Annotated in this window: 14 protein-coding genes and 1 tRNA gene; 7 read left to right on the forward strand and 8 right to left on the reverse strand. The window is 66.2% G+C overall.

Features of this window, described 5'->3' with window-relative positions:
• Nucleotides 1-18: 18 nt before the first annotated feature.
• Nucleotides 19-519, forward strand: coding sequence for a DUF3592 domain-containing protein (locus tag Y900_RS16725; protein WP_036347036.1), 501 nt, complete (start codon nucleotides 19-21; stop codon nucleotides 517-519).
• Here the strand turns inward: Y900_RS16725 and Y900_RS16730 are convergent.
• Nucleotides 480-1,142 (reverse strand): DsbA family protein, encoded by a 663-nt coding sequence (locus Y900_RS16730; protein WP_036343289.1) that lies wholly within the window; start codon nucleotides 1,140-1,142, stop codon nucleotides 480-482. The two genes, Y900_RS16725 and Y900_RS16730, sit on opposite strands and share 40 nt — an antisense overlap.
• 90 nt (nucleotides 1,143-1,232) lie before the next feature.
• On the opposite strand from Y900_RS16730, the gene Y900_RS16735 reads away from it, so the two are divergent.
• Complete coding sequence (locus Y900_RS16735) at nucleotides 1,233-2,363, forward strand: glycosyltransferase family 4 protein (protein ID WP_036343290.1); 1,131 nt, start codon at nucleotides 1,233-1,235, stop codon at nucleotides 2,361-2,363.
• Between the two features lie 317 nt (nucleotides 2,364-2,680).
• On the opposite strand, the gene Y900_RS16740 is transcribed toward Y900_RS16735, so the two are convergent.
• Entirely contained in the window at nucleotides 2,681-3,505 is an 825-nt protein-coding gene (locus Y900_RS16740) for an SDR family oxidoreductase (RefSeq protein WP_036343292.1), read from the reverse strand.
• 56 nt (nucleotides 3,506-3,561) lie between these two features.
• On the opposite strand from Y900_RS16740, the gene Y900_RS16745 reads away from it, so the two are divergent.
• A complete protein-coding gene (locus Y900_RS16745) occupies nucleotides 3,562-4,248 on the forward strand; it encodes a demethylmenaquinone methyltransferase (RefSeq protein WP_036343294.1) in 687 nt (228 codons plus the stop codon).
• 59 nt (nucleotides 4,249-4,307) lie between these two features.
• On the opposite strand, the gene Y900_RS16750 is transcribed toward Y900_RS16745, so the two are convergent.
• Nucleotides 4,308-5,873, reverse strand: coding sequence for a phytoene desaturase family protein (locus Y900_RS16750; RefSeq protein WP_036343296.1), 1,566 nt, complete (start codon nucleotides 5,871-5,873; stop codon nucleotides 4,308-4,310).
• Between the two features lie 150 nt (nucleotides 5,874-6,023).
• Nucleotides 6,024-7,244, reverse strand: coding sequence for a menaquinone reductase MenJ (gene menJ / locus Y900_RS16755; protein ID WP_036343297.1), 1,221 nt, complete (start codon nucleotides 7,242-7,244; stop codon nucleotides 6,024-6,026).
• Nucleotides 7,245-7,264: 20 nt separating this feature from the next.
• Between menJ and grcC1 the strand changes: the two genes are divergently transcribed.
• The 3 genes from grcC1 (at nucleotide 7,265) to Y900_RS16770 (ending at nucleotide 9,884) form a co-directional block, all read left to right on the forward strand.
• Nucleotides 7,265-8,272, forward strand: a complete 1,008-nt coding sequence (gene grcC1 / locus Y900_RS16760) for a nonaprenyl/(2E,6E)-farnesyl/geranylgeranyl diphosphat synthase (RefSeq protein WP_081845141.1) — start codon at nucleotides 7,265-7,267, stop codon at nucleotides 8,270-8,272.
• Between the two features lie 74 nt (nucleotides 8,273-8,346).
• Nucleotides 8,347-9,213, forward strand: a complete 867-nt coding sequence (htpX, locus tag Y900_RS16765; RefSeq protein ID WP_036343300.1) for a zinc metalloprotease HtpX — start codon at nucleotides 8,347-8,349, stop codon at nucleotides 9,211-9,213.
• Nucleotides 9,214-9,332: 119 nt separating this feature from the next.
• Nucleotides 9,333-9,884, forward strand: a complete 552-nt coding sequence (locus Y900_RS16770) for a hypothetical protein (protein ID WP_036347038.1) — start codon at nucleotides 9,333-9,335, stop codon at nucleotides 9,882-9,884.
• Between the two features lie 6 nt (nucleotides 9,885-9,890).
• Here Y900_RS16770 and Y900_RS16775 read toward each other — a convergent pair whose 3' ends face one another.
• From Y900_RS16775 to Y900_RS16785, 3 genes are all read right to left on the reverse strand, one after another.
• Nucleotides 9,891-10,916 (reverse strand): NAD(P)H-dependent glycerol-3-phosphate dehydrogenase, encoded by a 1,026-nt coding sequence (locus Y900_RS16775; RefSeq protein WP_036343301.1) that lies wholly within the window; start codon nucleotides 10,914-10,916, stop codon nucleotides 9,891-9,893.
• 89 nt (nucleotides 10,917-11,005) lie between these two features.
• Nucleotides 11,006-12,520 carry a flavin-containing monooxygenase gene (locus Y900_RS16780; RefSeq protein WP_036343303.1) on the reverse strand — a complete coding sequence of 505 codons (1,515 nt, stop codon included), beginning with the start codon at nucleotides 12,518-12,520 and terminating at the stop codon, nucleotides 11,006-11,008.
• 77 nt (nucleotides 12,521-12,597) lie between these two features.
• Nucleotides 12,598-13,089 (reverse strand): YajQ family cyclic di-GMP-binding protein, encoded by a 492-nt coding sequence (locus Y900_RS16785; protein ID WP_036343305.1) that lies wholly within the window; start codon nucleotides 13,087-13,089, stop codon nucleotides 12,598-12,600.
• A gap of 102 nt (nucleotides 13,090-13,191) precedes the next feature.
• Between Y900_RS16785 and Y900_RS16790 the strand changes: the two genes are divergently transcribed.
• A tRNA-Tyr gene (locus tag Y900_RS16790) sits at nucleotides 13,192-13,274 on the forward strand.
• Between the two features lie 56 nt (nucleotides 13,275-13,330).
• Here Y900_RS16790 and Y900_RS16795 read toward each other — a convergent pair.
• A complete protein-coding gene (locus Y900_RS16795) occupies nucleotides 13,331-18,580 on the reverse strand; it encodes a right-handed parallel beta-helix repeat-containing protein (RefSeq protein WP_081845142.1) in 5,250 nt (1,749 codons plus the stop codon).
• Nucleotides 18,581-18,740: the final 160 nt, after the last annotated feature.

The raw sequence follows: 18,740 nt of genomic DNA on the forward strand, positions 1-18,740 counted from the left end.
GCTCGTCTCTTTGCGTGGGTGAAACCGGCCCTGCCCCGGCGTCAGCCGGATGTCGTCGACACGACGCGTCGGAAAGTGTTGCGCTGGAGCAAGTGTGCGGTGTGGATCCTCATCGGGCTGGTCACCCTGCAGTCATTGCTACTGGTCGCCGGTGCGTGGCGCAACGATCAGCAGATCGAACACCACATGGGTGTTGCGCAGGCCGAAGTCCTCTCGGCCGGCCCGCGCCGCTCGACGATCGAGTTCGTCACCCCCGACCGCGTCACCTACCGTCCCGAGCTCGGTGTGCTCTATCCCTCCGAACTGGCCGAGGGCATGCGCATCTACGTCGAGTACGACCGCAACAACCCGGATCTCGTTCGCGTGCAACATCGTACGGCGGCATTGGCGATCATCCCGGCCGGCTCGATCGCGGTGGTGGCGTGGCTGATCGGCGGGTTGTTCTTGACGGGCCTGGTACTGCTGGAACGCCGGGTGAATCAGGTCGACATCAGCTTGGACAACCAGTTGTTGTCGTAGATGTCGATTTTCTCGTTGGTGTTGAGGTCGAACACCGTTGGGGTGCCGGTGTTGATGGCGTCGATCTCATAGAGGTATTCGAAGTTGGTGTCCGCCATCTCCTGGACGTCCAAGGCGGGCTTGCCGGCCCGCATCGCGTCGACGGCCGGGGCAGGAATTCCGCTCTCGCGGGCCATGTCGGCGATCTGAGCGTCGCTGGGTCCGTTGCCGTGCGAATCCTGGTGGCCCCATAGGTCTTGCACGAACCTCTGGAATGCCTTTCCTGACGTATTCGGGCCCGGCGCCAGGAACATCGCGTTGCTGACGCGGTCGGAGTAGCCGCCGGGCTTCTTGTCCAGGAATGTCAACGGACGGTAGGTGATGGCGAGCTGGCCGAGGTTGATGTAGCGGGCCATGTCGTCGCCGAAGTCCTTCTGAAGATCGGCGCAGTGGCTGCATTGCGGTTCGGTGTACAACTCGATGTGGACCCGCGCGTTCGGGTCGCCGGCCACGATGCCGTAACCGTCTTTGCTCAGCGCCGTCCCCGGTCCGCGCGGATCCACCTGTGCCACACCGACAATTTCCGTGCTACAACCGGTGGTCAGCACGACGATCGCCACCACGAGCACAGACCAGAACCGCATGCTCGCACGGTACCGCGTTCCACCTGTTTTTCGTGTCGTGTATGCCTGGGCGCAACCTCGCTGACAGCCGCCGCTGTCACGCTCGAAATCGTGCGCGTTGCCATTGTCGCCGAGTCCTTCCTGCCCAACGTCAACGGAGTGAGCAACTCGGTGTTGCGGGTGCTCGAGCATCTCCGCCGCACCGGCCACGAAGCTCTCGTGATCGCACCGGACACCCCACGGGGTGAACCGGCAGCTGACCGGATCCACGACGGAATCCGGGTGCACCGGGTCCCGTCGCGGATGTTCCCAAAAGTCACGTCGCTGCCGCTGGGGGTGCCGAGACCACGCATGGTCGGCGTGCTGCGCGGCTTTGATCCGCATGTGGTGCATCTGGCCTCACCCGCGCTGCTGGGGTACGGCGGAATGCAAGCCGCTCGGTTCCTCGGTGTGCCGACGGTGGCGGTGTACCAGACCGACATCGCCGGATTCGCCCAGAGCTATGGGATCGGCGTCGCGTCACGCGCGGCGTGGGCGTGGAACCGGCATCTGCATTCGCGAGTGGACCGGACGCTGGCACCGTCTACTGCGGCGATGGAAGACCTTGCCACCCATGGCATTCCGCGGGTGTTTCAGTGGGCTCGCGGTGTCGACGTCACCGGATTCGCGCCGTCAGCGCGGAGTAACGAATTGCGGGCGCGCTGGTCACCGGCGGGCAAGCCGATCGTCGGCTTCGTCGGGCGGCTCGCACCGGAAAAGCATGTGGAGCGCCTCGCAGTATTGGCCCGCCGCGACGACCTGCAGCTGGTGATCGTCGGCGACGGTGTCGATCGCGACAAGCTCCGCACGCTCATGCCGTCGGCGGTGTTCACCGGGGCGTTGTACGGCGATCAGCTGGCTACCGCCTACGCCAGCATGGACGTCTTCGTTCACCCGGGCGAGCACGAGACGTTCTGCCAGGCCGTGCAGGAAGCGATGGCGTCAGGTTTGCCGGTCATCGCCCCGAACGCCGGTGGGCCGCGGGATCTGGTGGCGCCGTACCGAACCGGACTGTTATTGACGGTCGCGGAATTCGAAGCGCGACTGTCGCAATCGGTCGATCACCTGCTCGACGAGCGGGCGCGCTATTCGCTTGCCGCGCGCCGCAGCGTGCTCGGGCGGACGTGGCCGGCGATCTGCGAAGAGTTGCTGGGCCACTACGAGGCCGTGCGGGTCTCCGGGCGACGGCGTCGCGCGGCCTGAGTCTGGTGCAACGCCAATGACTTTCCTTAATTGTTCCTGAGAGACCTTTTCATGGCCTGTGGGCGGGCGCACACTTGAACGCAAGCGGGGGAACGCTGAACGCCAATGACAACGCTGTCAACACCAACTCTCCAAGCCCTGGGGGCGTCCGAATGAACGACGCGTCGTATCGCCAAGATCTCAGCGAATTCGCACTCGAACTCCGTAAGTTGGCTTACACCATGCCCGCTGGGCACGAGGATCGGCTGATCCACCTCAGCGAGCGCATGGCGAGTCGTGCGCGTCAATCACCGAGAGTCGACGCGCACGCGATCTGATCAGCCCTGGGCCTCGACGGCGACCGGCTGCCACTGCTCCCAGTTGGAGATGCGGCTTTCGTAGTCGGCCTTGGCGGTCTGCAGGGGTGACTCCCCGAAGAACACCCGCAGCGGGGGAGTCGGAGCGTCCACGACCTTGAGAATTGCCGACGCCGATGCCTGGGGATCGCCGGGCGCAGACCAGCGCTGCTTGCGGGCCTCGTCGACCTGGCGGTGCAGTTCGGCGTAGTCGGGCAGCTCGGTCGAACGCTTGGAGGACGAGCCGGACCAGTCGGTGTCGAATCCGCCCGGCTCGATCAGCGTGACATGAATCCCGAACGGGGCGACCTCCTGGGCCAGCGCCTGCGAGAAGCCTTCGAGCGCCCACTTCGAGGCGTGGTAGATGCCCACGAGCGGGAACGCGGTGATACCGCCGATCGACGACACCTGGATGATGTGGCCGCTGCCCTGGGCCCGCAGATACGGCAGCGCGGCCTGGGTGATCCACAGCGCGCCGAAGACGTTGGTCTCGAGCTGGTCGCGCGCATCGCTCTCGGACAGCTCCTCGATGAAGCCGAAGTGCCCGTAGCCGGCGTTGTTGACCACGATGTCCAGGCGCCCGAAGTGGTCATGCGCGTGCGCGACGGCGGCGAAGTCGGCGTCCCGGTCGGTGACGTCGAGCTGGATCGGCAAGATGGCGTCGCCGTACCGGTCGACCAGGTCGGACAGGCTGTCGGTGTCGCGGGCGGTGGCGGCGACCTTGTCGCCGCGGTCCAGGGCGGCGATCGCCCACTCCCGGCCGAAGCCGCGCGATGTCCCGGTGATGAACCACACTTTTTCGCTCATGCGTCTAGCCAACGCATCGTCAGGCTCAACATTCCCGCTCGGGTAGCGTCGGCACCGTGAGCCGCGCGACGCTGGACAAGAATCCCCGCGATGTGGCGTCGATGTTCGACGCCGTCGCGCGGCGGTACGACATCACCAACACCGTGCTGTCGCTGGGACAGGACCGCGCCTGGCGGCGGGCGACCCGGTCGGCGCTGGGCATCGGAACCGGTGACCTTGTGCTGGACCTCGCGGCGGGGACCGCGGTGTCGACAGTCGAGCTGGCCCGCTCCGGCGCGTGGTGTGTGGCCGCGGACTTCTCGGTCGGCATGCTGCGGGCCGGCGCCGCACGGCCGGTGCCGAAGGTGGCGGCCGATGCGACCAAGCTGCCGTTCGGCGACGCGGTGTTCGACGCGGTGACGATCAGCTTTGGGTTGCGCAATGTCGTCGACCACCCGGCGGGCCTGCGGGAGATGGCGCGGGTGACCCGACCCGGCGGCCGGCTTGTGGTGTGCGAGTTCTCCACCCCCGTCGTGCCGGTGTTCTCGACCGTCTACAAGGAGTACCTGATGCAGGCGCTGCCGCGGGTGGCTCGCGCGGTGTCGAGCAATCCGGACGCGTACGTCTATCTGGCCGAGTCCATCCGTGCCTGGCCCGATCAGGCGGCGCTGGCCGGGCAGATCCGGGATGCCGGCTGGTCGGATGTGCGCTGGCGCAACCTGACCGGCGGGATCGTCGCCATGCACTACGCCGTCAAGGCCTAACCGCCCGGCGATTTGGGCGCGGTTTCGTGCGCTCAGCGGCGGAAAGCGCGCCGAAATCGCTAGCGGCCGGCGTCTTCCAGCACCTGATAACCGGCGTTGTAGCCGGGGATGAACGTGATGCCCGGTCCGCCGTGGCAGCCCGCGCCGCCCAGATACAGGCCCTCGATCGGGATCGGCTCGTCGATGAACCCCTTGGGTCCCGGCCGGTTGACACCCATCAGCTCGGGCTGCAGCAGCCCATGGCAGAAGTCGCCGTTGGGCGCGGCGAACATGGTGTTCATGTGGTACGGCGCGAACGTGATGTCGCGGATCAGGATGTCTTTGAAGTTCGGGGCGTAGCGCGTGATCTTGTCGACAACCCGTTCCGCCATAACGGTTTTCAGGTGACCGTGCTGATCCCGCGGCGCCTCGATGGGGAAGCCGTAGGCGTACACGCTGGCCGCGTGCTTACCTTCTGGTGCCATCTCGGGATCACCGACAGTGGGCATCTGGATCGACAACGCGGGGTTGTCCGGTACTTCGCCGCCGCGGGCAATCTCCCACTGGCGCTGCTGCTCTTCCGGTGAACCGAACATGCCGACCGACATCTGCATGCCGGGCTCATTGAGGAAGTCGTAGGGCGCGGCGTACTGGGGCAGGCCGTCCAGGGCGAAGTGGATCTGCATGAACGACGCCCGGTGATCGCGACCGCCGAGCCTGGTCACCAGCGACGACGGAAGATGGTCGACGCCAACAAGATCCAGCAACGTGGTCTCCGGAGCAAGGTTGGACACCACGATCGGTGCGTTGATCACTTCGCCGTCTTTGAGGCGCACTCCGGTGACCTTGCCGTCCTCGACGAGGATCTGTTCGACCCTGGTGCGGTAGCGCATCTCTCCGGCCGCGTCGACGAACAGGTCCCGCAGGTGCTCGGCGAGCACGCCGATTCCGCCCTTGAGTTTGGTGGTCATCTGCCCGCCCTCCGGGGGCATGGCCATCGCGAACGCCAAACAGGTTGCGCTGCCGGGGGTGTACGGGCCGCGGTAGGTGGAGTTGACCGCAAGGAAAGCCAGCATGCCGCGGATCACGGAGTGCTTTTCCTTGTCGGGCAGGAATCGGTCGACGACGTCCATGGCCGAGCCGAACAGCATCTCGTGGATGGCCCGCCGTTCGTTTTCGTCGGCGGCGCAGGCATACATCTCATCGATGGTCTTCGGCGGCGCCAGCGCGTCGAAGCGACCCAGCGCCTTACCCGGCCCGCTGCTCCAGGCGTACAGGTTCGCCATGGCCATCACGGCGTCCATGCCGTGTTTCTCGTTGAGATGGGTCATCATCGCCATCGGGTCGCTGTGGAAGACCATTGCTTCCTCGCCGTTTTCCCCGAGGTTGACCGACATGATCTCCGACGAAATGGTCGGCAGCGTGTCCAGGCCGAGTTCGCTGTTGATCTTCTGCGCGGTGGGGAAGCGCACCGATCCGGCGATCTCGTATTTGAAGCCGTCGATCAGCTCGACGGTGGCCGACATGCCGCCGCTGTAGGTGTTGGCCTCCAGGCAAAGCGTGCGCAAGCCGGCTCGCTGCAGCACCACCGCAGCGGTCAGACCGTTGTGTCCGGCCCCCACAATGATCGCGTCGTAGTCACTCATGCGGCGGAGCCTATGCCGCAACCGCCGCGATGTGAAGAAGTTTTGTCAAATTTGTCATTTCTGTGAGTCGCGGCAGCTGGGCCGTCATTCACTGAGCGCTGACGCTTCACAATGCGCCGCTGAGTGAGGCGTCAACGCTCACTCAACCGGTCAGCTGAACGGCTTGCGCCGGTCCAGGATTCGCGATCCCATCCCCGCGACGCGCCAGGCCCGCGCCACCAGGTCGGCGTCCTCGTCGGTGACCAGGTTGCCCATCACCCGCACCGCGACGCCCATCAGCCGCGACGAACGCATCGCGACCGGCCCGGTCAGCGGCAGGAAGCGCGGCAGCGTCAGCATCAACCCCAGCCGGCGGGCCACCGAGAAACCGCGCCCATAGTGCGCCTGCAGCATCGTGGGCCACGCCTGCGACAGGTCGCCCGAGCCCAGCATTTCGGCAGCCAGCCGCCCGGTTTCCAGCCCGTAGTCGATGCCCTCGCCGTTGAGCGGGTTCACACATGCCGCGGCGTCGCCGATCAGCACCCAGTTGGGCCCGGCCACACCGGAGACCGCCCCACCCATCGGCAACAGTGCCGAGGACACCGCCCGCGGCGGGCTGTCGAATCCCCACGACGCTCGCTTGAGGTCGGTGTAGTGCTTGATCAGTGGCCGCAACGCCACGTCGGCGGGCCGTTTCGCGGTGGCCAGCGCGCCGACGCCGATGTTCACCTCGCCGTTGCCCAGCGGGAAGATCCAGCCGTAACCGGGCAGCACCTGCCCGTCGACAGACCGCAGTTCCAGGTCTGAGGAGATCCACGGCTCGGAAGACCGCGGCGACGAGAGGTATCCGCGCACGGCCACCCCATACACCGTCTCCTGATGCCACTGCCTGCCGAGCACCCGCCCGAACGGGGAGCGCGCTCCGTCGGCCACGATCACCCAGCGGCAGGACACCCGCGACCCGTCGGCCAGCACCACCGCGTCCGCGCGGCCCCGCGAATCACGAGATACATCAACGGCTTTCACGCCCAGCAGCATGGCCGCGCCGGCATCTTCAGCGACCTTGCGGATCCGGTCGTCGAGTTCGGTGCGCGGCACCGCCGACCCGCCGGACGGAAACGACGGCCCCGGCCACTTGACCTCGACGTCGGCGCCGAACCCGGACAGCCGCAGGCCGTGATGACGGATGTGGCCGTCCAGCCAGTCGCCGAGCCCGAGCCGCTGCAGCTCGAGCACCGCGCGTGGGGTCAGTCCGTCACCGCAGGGCTTGTCGCGGGGGAACTCGGCGGCGTCGACGACGAGCACGTCGTGACCGCGCCGGGCAGCCCAGGCGGCCGCCGCCGAGCCGGCCGGTCCCGCCCCGACGACCACCAGGTCTGCCCGCAAGTCCATGCCCCCAGTATGTTGGCAGGGTGAGTACTCCGGCCACGGTGGTAGCAGGGGTGGACTTTGGTGATCCGGCTTTCGCCAAGAACGTCCGCGACGGGGTAGGTCGTGTCGAAGAGCTCATGAGCACCGAACTGCGCGGCGGTGACGAGCTGATGACCGAAGCCGTCGTGCACCTGTTCGAGGCCGGCGGCAAGCGCTTCCGACCGCTGTTCACGGTGTTGTCGGCGCAGATCGGCCCGGAGCCCGACGCCTGGCAGGTCACGGTGGCCGGCGCGGTGATCGAGCTGGTGCACCTGGCCACGCTGTATCACGACGACGTCATGGACGAGGCGCAGATGCGGCGCGGGGCGCCCAGCGCCAACGCCCGCTGGGGCAACAACATCGCGATCCTGGCCGGCGACTACCTGTTCGCGACCGCGTCGCGCCTGGTGAGCCGGTTGGGCCCGGACGCGGTCCGGATCATCGCCGAGACGTTCGCTCAATTGGTCACCGGTCAGATGCGCGAAACCAAGGGCAACACCAACGGGGTGGACCCGGTCGACCACTACCTGAAGGTGATCTACGAGAAGACCGCCTGTCTGATCGCGGCGTCGGGCCGATTCGGGGCCACGTTCGCGGGCGCCAACGACGACCAGATCGAGCGGCTCAGCCGGCTCGGCGGGATCGTGGGCACCGCGTTCCAGATCTCCGACGACATCATCGACATCGACAGCGATCCCGACGAGTCGGGCAAGACCCCCGGCACCGACTTGCGCGAAGGCGTACACACGCTGCCGGTGCTGTACGCGCTGCAAGAGACCGGCCCCGAGGCCGACCGGCTGCGTGAGCTGGTGAAAGGCCCGATCGAGGACGACGACGCCCTGGCCGAGGCGCTCGCGCTGCTGCGCGCCGGTGACGGCATCGCCAAGGCCAAGGCCACCGTGCAGCGCTACGCCGAGCAGGCCGGCGACGAGCTGGCCGGTTTGCCCGACGGGCCGGGCCGTCGCGCACTGGCGTCACTGATGGACTACACGATCAACCGGCACGGCTGACGGCGTCGCGGAACCTCACGGTCGGTTCGAGGCGTTAACCTCCCGGAGACTGCGTTTGCTCGTAGGAGGAATTGATGACTTGGCATCCGACCGCCAACACGTTCAAGACGTTCGCGCTGCTTGTTGGGATGTCGGCGCTGATTGTCTTCATCGGTTCGCTGTTCGGGCGCAACGTGATGTTCCTGGCGCTGGTCTTCGCGATCGGCATGAACGTCTACGTGTACTTCAACTCCGACAAGCTGGCACTGCGCGCGATGCATGCCCAGCCGATCACCGAGGTTCAGGCGCCGCAGATCTACTCGATGGTTCGCGAGCTGGCCACCACGGCGCATCAGCCGATGCCGCGGCTCTACATCAGCGACACGGCCAACCCGAATGCGTTCGCCACCGGCCGCAACCCGCGCAACGCGGCGGTGTGCGTCACCACCGGCATCCTCAACCTGCTCAGCGAGCGTGAACTGCGCGCTGTGCTGGGCCACGAACTGTCGCACGTCTACAACCGCGACATCCTGATCTCGTGTGTTGCCGGTGCGTTGGCTTCGGTGATCACCGCGCTGGCCAACATCGCCCTGTTCGCCGGGATGTTCGGCGGCAACAACCGCGACGGCGGTGCCAATCCCTTTGCGCTGTTGCTGGTTTCGCTGCTCGGTCCGATCGCTGCCACGCTGATCCGGATGGCGGTGTCCCGCTCGCGGGAGTACCAGGCCGACGAGTCCGGAGCTGAACTGTCCGGCGATCCGCTGGCGCTGGCGTCGGCCTTGCGCAAGATCAGCGGCGGGGTGGAGAACGCGCCGCTGCCTCCCGAGCCGCAGCTGGCCGACCAGGCGCACCTGATGATCGCCAGCCCGTTCCGCGCCAGTGAGAAGATCGGCAAGATGTTCTCCACCCATCCGCCGATCTCCGACCGGATCGCGCGGCTCGAGAAGATGGCCGGCCACTAGCCGGTAGCCCCGGCGGTCAGGACGCCATGGCCCGCTGGTAACGAATTGTGACTGCGGATCCGAAAGACCAGGTGAGTCCGCAGACTGCGCCGTCGGTGGCGCTTACGTAGGGTGTGATGATGCTGAGCAGAATCCTGATCGGCCTGGTGAGCGTCGCGGGGGCGGCGGCGATCGGTTCGCCGGGCATGGCCGCGGCAGATCCCGAGCCGGCACCCGCTCCGGTCCTTCCGAACGTCAATGCCTACGCCCCGGTGAGCCCCGTGCCGTACACGGCCATGGGCGGCAACTGGTACGCCTTCGCCGGACCGCCCGGGGTGGTGTGCGTGTTGGACAAGCAGAACTCCAGCTACGGCTGCAGCGGGGCGCTGCCCGGTGCTCCGGATGGCGCGAACCTCGTCAGTGCCGGGCCGTCCGGTGAGCCCGGCTTTTCGAGCAGCGGCGGCTCGCTGTACGCGTCGGCGGGTGACGTGAAGCCGCTGCCGCCGAACACCCGGCTGAGCTTCCGCGACATCAGCTGCGGCGTCGACGGTGGCGGCGTCGTGGCGTGCGTGAACAACCACGACCAGGTCGGCTTCGTCGTCGGGCCGAGTGCGACGTTCACATCGGGTCCCAGCCCGATGCTGGATCGGCCGAAGAACTCGAACCCGTTGTTCCCGTCGTTCCCGGGCTGAGCCGCGCTAGAAGTGTGAGTCGTTGACTTCGTGGCCAGGCTTCTCGGCCATCAGGCCGCGGTAGGCCTGTTCGACGTTGGCGCCGTGGTTGACGACGGCATCGACCTCGCGCGCGATCGGCATGTTCAGGCCGTACTTCTCGGCGAATTCCATGATCACGCTGGCGGCTTTGACGCCCTCGGCGACCTGGTTCATCGAGGCGATGATCTCCTCGATGGACTTACCGGAGCCCAGTTGTTCGCCGACGTGGCGGTTGCGGCTGCGCTGCGAGGTGCAGGTGACGATGAGGTCGCCCATGCCGGCCAGGCCGGCGAACGTGTCGCGGTGCCCACCGATGGCTTCGCCGAGGCGCGACATCTCCCGCACCGCGCGAGCCATCACCAGCGCCCGGGTGTTCTCGCCGATGCCCAGCGAATAACCCATGCCGACGGCGATGGCGTAGACGTTCTTCAGCGCGCCGGCGATCTCGACTCCGACGACGTCGTCGGTGGTGTAGACGCGGAACCGCTTGGTGCGGAACATCTTCGCGAGGTTGGCGGCCAGATGTTGGTCGGGCATGGCCAGTACGGCGGCGGCCGCGTAGCCGTCGGCCACCTCGCGTGCGATGTTGGGGCCGGCGAGGATACCGGCCGGGTGACCGGGCAGAACCTCGTCGATGATCTGGCTCATCCGCATGTTGGTGCCCTGCTCGAGACCCTTGACCAGGCTCACAACGGGCACCCACGGGCGCAACTCCTTGCTCAGCTCGGCCAGCACGCCGCGGAAGCCGTGTGACGGCACGCCCATCACGACGACATCGGCGCACTCGGCGGCTTCGCTGAAATCAGTGGTGGCCCGCAAGGTTTCCGAGAGTTCGACCTCGTCGCCCAGGTAGCGCGAGTTGCGATGGTTCTCGTTGATGTCCTTGGCGGTCTCCTCCGAGCGCACCCATTGCAGCGTCGGCCCTCGGCGCGAGCAGATGGATGCGACGGTGGTACCCCAGGATCCGCCGCCGAGCACGACGACATTGGGTTCGCGGCGTTGAGAAGTCATGGTGTTCAGCGTATTGCGAATACCCGGTTGTTCATGGGGAGTTCGTGCAATCGGGGTGCGTGGGTGCACCCACCCCACCCGCTGCTGAGCTATCCGGCCACCTGCGCCGGGGACGCCACCCGGCCGAACGTCATGTCCTCGTCGATCTTGTCGATGAAGTGGTGGTCGAAGGCATCGGCGAGATAATTCTGCCGGACCACCCATGGCCGCTTGAGACCCGACTTCGGCAGGGCGTGCAGGTTGCGCAACACGTAACCGGCCTGGATGTCCCACGCGGGCTTCTCGGCGATGGGTTCGCCACCCAGGTGTGGGAAGGCGTGGGTGTAGCCGTGTGTGTTCATGTATTCGATCAGCTTGGCCGCCGCGCGGGCGGTCATGTCGGCGCGCAGCGTCCACGACGCGTTGGTGTAGCCGATGCACCAAATGAGGTTCGGTACGTCCTCGAGCATGTGCGCCTTGTAGGAGAACCGTTCCTGGGGCTTGATCTCATTGCCGTCCAATGTGATTCGCACACCACCGAGGGCCTGCAGCTGCAAGCCGGTCGCGGTGACGATGATGTCGGCCGCCAAGTGCTTGCCCGACTTCAGGGTGACGCCGGTGTCGTCGAAGCGGTCGATGTGGTCGGTGACGACTTCAGCGCGGCCGTCGGATATCACCTCGAACAAGTCGCCGTCGGCGACCAGGCACAGGCGCTGATCCCAGACGTTGTAGCGCGGCTTGAAGTGCACGTCGACCGGGTAGCCCGCAGGCAGCCGGCTGACGTTCTGGGCCCGGATGATCTTGCGGGCCACACCGGGTACGGTCCGGGCCAAGAACCACACGACGCTTTCGAAGGCGACTGCGAAGTAGCGCGCGAACGCGTGAGAAATCTTGCGGGGAACGACTTTCCGGACGGCCTCGATGAGCGGGTTCACCCGGGAGCCGGCCAGCAGGAAGGTTGGCGAGCGCTGCAGCATCGTCACCTTGGCTGCCTTCTGGGCCAGTGCTGGAATAAGCGAGATCGCGGTGGCCCCGCTGCCGATGACGATCACGTTCTTGCCGGTGTAGTCAAGGTCCTCCGGCCAGAACTGGGGGTGCACGACGGTGCCGGCGAACGTCTCGAGGCCCGGGAAGTCGGGGGTGTAGCCCTCGTCGTAGTTGTAGTAGCCCGAGCCGAAGAACACGAAGCGCCCGCGGTAGGTCTTTCGTTCGCCGTTCTCTTCGGCATGCACGGTCCAGGCGTCGGTGGCCGAATCCCAGTCGGCCGACTGCACGTGGGTTCCGAAATGGATGTTGGACAAGATGCCGTGCTTGCGCGCGGTGTCTTCCATGTATTCGCGGATGTGGTCGCCGTCGGCGACGCCTTCCTTGCGCACCCACGGTTCCCACGGCCAGGACAGCGAGAAGATGCTGGAGTCCGAGCGCACGCCGGGGTAGCGGAACAGGTCCCAGGTGCCGCCGATGCGATCGCGGCGTTCCAGGATCACGTAGCGCGTGCCGGGGTTGCGCTCGGCGATGCGGTAGGCGGCGCCGATCCCGGAGAAGCCGGCGCCGACGATCACGACGTCGTAGGACCCGCCGTCGCTCTCGGCGGGTACGGGGGCAGTCTCCGGGGTGGCGGTCATCGCGGTCCTCGCTTCGCGTGGGTGGTGATGCTCACCACACTAGGCACTGACCGGTTGGTTGAGCGAGGGCCCTTGGTCTACCGATAGTTGACGAACTGCAGCGCCACGTCGAGGTCGGCAGCTTTGAGCAGGGCGATGACGGCCTGCAGGTCGTCGCGCTTCTTGGAGCTGACCCGGATCTCGTCGCCCTGGACCTGCGACTTCACGCCCTTGGGGCCTTCGTCGCGGATCAGCTTGTTGATCTTCTTGGCCTGCTCGGAGTCGATGCCCTGCTTGAGGGTGCCGCTGACCTTGTAGGTCTTTCCGCTGGCCTGCGGTTCGCCGGCGTCGAAGGCCTTCATGGAGATGTCGCGGCGAATCAGCTTCTCCTTGAAGACGTCGACGGCGGCCTTGACCCGTTCCTCGGTGGAGCTGACGAGTTCGATGACCTCGTCGCCTTTCCACGCGATCGTGGTGTCGGTGCCGCGGAAGTCGAACCGGGTGCTCAGCTCCTTGGCCGCCTGGTTCAGCGCGTTGTCGACCTCTTGGCGGTCGACCTTGCTCACGATGTCGAACGATGAATCCGCCATTGGACTCGTCCCCTTCGGTTGATCGGCCGGTTTGTGTTTGGGGTACATCCTCGTTGTACCCTGCTAGTCGCACCAAACCGGATCCCCGGTGCGGCGCACCCAGGCAGGTTGCCCGAGCGGCCAATGGGAGCGGACTGTAAATCCGTCGGCGGAAGCCTACACAGGTTCGAATCCTGTACCTGCCACACTGGTCAGGCCCCCTCAACGAGGGGGCCTGATGTAATTTCGCTGACTTGACGCTTCACTGCACGGGTACCCCTGCGGAATATTGCGAGGTGTTCGGTGTTCCGGTCGCCGGGGTGGCGACAACGGTGATCAGACTGCCAGGTGTCGTCACGGTCCAGGGGAACTGGGCGACGAAGTCGTTGGTCGCGGCGTCGATCGTCCCGATCAGCTTGCGGCCCTGCACGTTGCCCCCGCCGGAAGCCGGGTTGCTGAACACCTGAATCGTGAAGGGGCCGGAGTAGCCGTCGATCCCGGCGACCGACCCGGTGACCGTCAACACGGCCCTGTCGCGGACCGCAGAACTGACCACCGGTGTCGGCTGGCCGCCGTTGCCGCCGTTGGTCAAGGCGATGCCGAGACCGGCGTTGTCGAAGATGCGGTTGCCGGTCAGCGCATTTCCGCTCGACGTGTGACCGTTGACGGTGACTCCGTTGCCCCCGTTGCCGCTGATCGTGTTGTTCCCGATGGCGATGTCGGTGACGCCGTCGGGAATGGTGGAATTCGGATAGTAGCCGGCTTCGAAGGATCCGTTGGCGCTATGGAACGCGTTGTACTGCAACTCGTTTCCGCCGGAGGGATCGGCGGGTGTGTACAGCCCCAGATACCCGCCTGCGGCGTCGTAGAGGTAGTTCATCCCCGCGATCACCCGACGGCCGGTATTGAAGAACTGTCCGCTCTGCGGCGGCATGTTCTGCGAGAAGGCACCGGCCAGCGGATCGAAGAAGTCGACGGCCGTCGCGGTCATCTGGTTCGTGCTGTCCGTGGGGTCGACGGTGTAGTGGATCTTGCCGCCGGAGTTCAGCAGATCGACGTCCAGCGCACCGGTGAAGGTGCTCGATCCGCTTTGCCCCGGCAGCGTGAGAATGCCGGTGGGGATGCCGATGTCGATGACCAACGAACCGAGGTTGCCCTGTTGGTACGTACCGGGGTCGGCGGGGTCCGGTTTGTAGGTCACCTGACCGGTGGCCGGCTGCCAGTCCGGCACGGTCTGGCTACCGCGGCTCAGGCCCGAGGGTGCCAGGTCGGTGTAGGCGTACGGGCCGACGCCGGTCACCGCCGAGTCCGCCGTCGAACTATCCAGGCCCAGGATGACTCCGCCGGCCGTGATGACGTAACCCGGGCGCATGGTGCCCGCACGCATCTGCGTCAGGTTCAGGAATGCGTTGTAGTCCTGGTTGTTTCCGTTTTGCGTCGGTTCGGTCCCGAAGCCGGTCCGGTCGAAGCCGACGCCGAAATTCATCACCGGACCGAGAATGCCTGGGTTGGCGTCGTAGCTCGCCCACCACCCGCCGGGAATGGTCACGGTGCCGACGCCGCCGACACCGGGGGTGATCTGCACCTGCCGGGTCGTGGTGCCGTCGGTGATTGTCACAGTGCCCTGGTCGGTCAGGGTGTTGAACACCGCAGTGGCCGTGCTGGTTCCCGGTGCGGGGGTCGTCGAGGCGCCTACTGCACTCACCACCAGCACCGGCACGTCAGCCGTCGCCACCGCAGGGTTGGCGGGCGCGGACGGGCCGACCCACGTCGAATCGGGGAACGTGACGCTGGTGTTCACCCATGTTCCGAAGAACATCCGGTTGGAGCTGTTGAGGTAGACGCATCCCGGTGTTCCGCCGGAGGTGTCGAGATTCGGCACCTGGCCCTGATCGATGTAGAGGCCGCGCGATCCGGTGTCGAGGTTGATATTGATCGCCGGACCGCCATCGAAGCTCACCAGAACCTGAGGATCCGCCGGAACCGGCTGGGTGTAGAACCCGGGATCGTTGGACCAGTGCAGCACATAGTGGCCGTAGGCATACGGGTTCGGGTCGGATGACCCGGTGTTGTCCCGGTACCCGTCCGCGGGATTGCCGAAATCGTTGAGCGCCTGGTCGATTCCGGCGCCCAGCGAGATCCCGTCGCCGACGTTGCCGGTGATTGTGTTACCGGTGACCACGGTTCCGGTGAAGTCCCCACCGGTGAAGTCGATGCCGTTGCCCTGGTTTCTTGACACCGTATTGCCGGAGATTTCCAGGCCTTGCACCCCGTCGGGCGCCGCGATGCCGGCCCGGCGGTTGTACTGAATCGTGTTGTCGGCGATCACCGTCGCCGTGTAGTCGCCGGGTGCCAGGACGATGCCCTGGGCATTCGGTCCGGCCGAGACGTAGCCAAATTCGTTTGCGGTGCCCTTGGCGCCGATGGTGTTGTGCCGGATCGCCAGCCCAGTGGTACTCCGCAGTGTCTCGATACCGAAGCCGGAGTTTCCGGTGAGGGTGTTGTACGAGATCGAGGTTCCGGTGTAGTTCCCGCCGCCGAGCTGGATACCGTCGTAGACGTTGTCTGCGATGGTGAAGCCCCGCAGCACCGAGGAGGTTGAGGCGCCGTCGAATTGCACGCCGTTGACCGTGAAATCCGCGATGGTCCCCCCGTGGGCCAGTTTGGCCGTCACGTTGTCACCGATGAACAGGCCCGCGCCCTGCGAATTCGGCAGGCCGCCGTTCAAGCTGATCGAACCTCTGGCCGTGACGGTTCCGCTCTTGAGATTCAGCCCGCCCAACGCGTTCTTCGAGCCCACTGCCGCGTTGAGGTTCACCGTGCTGTTCGGCGCGCTGAGCCCCAGCACATTGCCGGCGCCTGCGGCGGAATCGACTCGACCGCCGAAGGTGATCGCAGAACCGTTGGTGCTCACCGAGCTGGGTCCGGCCAGTGTGGTCGACGAGGCGGAGTAAAAGGCGCCCGCCGTGGTCACGTAAGCACCGTTGAGAGTCAGTCGGTCGAAGTAGGTCTGCGCTCCGGTTGTCGTCACTCCGGCGGTGGCCGTCGAGCCAGGACGGTCGGTAGTGAGACTTGCCAGCGCTTTGACTCCGCCTACCTGGCGCACGAAATTCGTGGCGCCCCGCGAATTGACTTGCAGCCCTTGCGCACCGGCCGTTGTCGCATCGACGGTGCCGGAGAACGTGACATTCCCGCGGCCGGTATCGATCACTGAGCCGCCGTTGAGTTGGGTGATACCGGCCACCGAGAAGTCGCCTCCGCCGGTGCGGTAGACGCCGTTCAGTTGGGCGTTCTGACCGTAGGATTGCGCTCCCCTGGTGGTGACCGATTGTAGGCTCACCGTCGATTGACCACCGTTGGGCCGCAGCCAAATTCGTTGTTCAGCGACGTCGTACATGACGTCGAAGTCGTTGAACAGGTTCAGACCGGTGTTTACGTTCGGAACGTCGGTCGCTGCGCCGGTGGTGTTCAAGTAGCCCACCTGGTCGACCGAGCCGATGGTCCCGGCGGTGAAACTCCAAGTGAGCGAAGGGTATCCGGGCACGGTGGGGAGTTCGCCGGTGAATACAGTCCCCGGAATGAGCTGGCCGGACGAGTCCATGTAGGGCTTTGCCAGCGGGTCCGGCAGCCGGGCGCTGGTGGACCCCGCGCCGCTGTCGATCAGGCTGGGCAGTGGCCCGCCACCAAGGATCACGGCGGGTTGACTCGGATAATCTGCCGGGGTCACCGTGTAGGTCGGGCTGAAGCCGAATTGCTCCAGCAGCGGATATCCGGACACCGGGTAGTAGCCGGCGGGCGCCGGATCCTGGGGATCGCTCGGCGCCGGGACCGCGGCGATCGGTATGGCGTAAGGGAATTGGGCACGCAACTCGTCGGTGACGCCGACCGTCAGCTGTGGTGTGCTGCCGATCGGGCCGAGTTGGGTCAAATAGCCGCTGGAGAGGTTACCGGGCAACTGGAACAAGACGCTGGTGACGAATGAACCAGGGGCATAAAGTAACTGGCCGTCGATCTGCTGAACACCGAAGGCGCCACCGAAGTCCCCCGCGAACTGGGTGCCGAAGGGCGCGTTGGGTGAGATGGGCTGGCCGCTGCCGTTGGTCGCGCTGACCACGGCGGCTAGGTCTACGGGCCCGTCGGTGGAGACGGCCTGCTTGCCGCTGCCGATCGTGATGTTGGCCGGTGTGACGCGCCCGTAGAGGGTCTGTCCGCTGGTGTAGGTGATCTGGGCGGTCTCGTCGCCGAGCGGCACACCGCTGAACGCGGCGGGGTCATATCCCGCGAAGAAGCCGTTGCCACCGGTGTCGAACAGGTAGACCCGCGACGGGTTATCGCCGATCGCCACGTCGATGCCGTACTTCACGTCGCCCGCGATCGGCAGGTAGTGCAGCGGAACGGTCACCGAGTCCGGCGATTGCCTCACATTCAGGGGCGCGATACCGCGAGTGGTCAGGCTGCCCAACGGAGATCTGCTGCCGACGCTGCCGGCGAAAGTCGTTGTGCCCAAGGCGGTGACGAGCAGTGACTGCCCACCGAACCAGCCTCTGCCGTCAACGGTCCCGGCGAAGGTGGCGTTTCCGGTTCCCGCGTCGATCTCGGTGTCACTGAGGAGCACCACCGGGGCGTTTATGGTGACACCGGCTAGGCCCCGCACGGCCTGGCTCAGCGTGAGGCTGCCCGGAACCCAGTTCGCGGTGACTGCTCCCTTGAACGCCGCGTCGGACTCGAACCGCAGCGAGTCGATACCGGTCGTGGTGAAGTCCGCGATGGCGGTTCCTCCGGTGAAGACGAATCCGGCGCAGCCGCCGTTACCGGCGGCGTCGGCCATTACGTGATCGACCGACGTGGCCGTGAACTCCTGAGCGCTGGAAAATGCGGGGTCGCCGGCCACCTCAATGGCGGTGCCGGTGTCGCGGAAGTAGGCGACGCTGCCCGTGTGGACGGCGACGATCAGCGAGTCGCCGCTGACGCTGGCGCTGACTCCGGTGGGGACGAAGCCGAAGAGCGTCCGGCGGATGAGAAGCAAGCCGCCTTCGACGACATTGGAGATGGGACCGGCGGGGTACGTCGCCAGCAGGTCGAAGGCAGAGTTGAACAGGTGGTTTGTCGCGGTGACAAGGCCCTGCTCAATACTGGGGGCGGTCAGGCCGAGACATGCGGTGCACGTCGCGGCCCCGGCGGCATCGGCTGAAACCCCCGCCGACGTGGCACTGCCGCGCTTCGTCGCGGCGGGACGAGCTGAGTCCTTGCCGCCGAGGCGATGTGAGTGAGCGACCGCCGACTGGTGCACCGTTTTCCCGGCCGCGCTGGCTGCCGGCGTCGGCCTGTGCCGGTTACGCGCACCACCGGACGGGCTGATCGTCGGCTGATGCGATGCGTTGTCCCTCGGCGAGGCAGCTCCCGAGTCGCTGCCGTCGTCGGCGGCGGCGAGACCGGTCGGCTGCGCGAGGATGGCCAGACCCAGCACACACGCCGCCGCACCGAGATGGGCCGCCCGTCGTGAAGTTGGCATCCCGTCCCCCTCCCGAGTATCGGAATGCTAGGACTTTTCGGCAGGCGCGTTTAACGAACCGCAAATTTTGGTGCTGACTCGACTACAGCGACCAACCGCAGATTGACCCACGAGTAAACCGTCAGACGAATCGGCCGCGCTATCAGGCAACTCCCGTTAC

This window comes from Mycolicibacterium aromaticivorans JS19b1 = JCM 16368, from assembly GCF_000559085.1.
GTDB classification, from domain to species: Bacteria; Actinomycetota; Actinomycetes; order Mycobacteriales; family Mycobacteriaceae; genus Mycobacterium; species Mycobacterium aromaticivorans.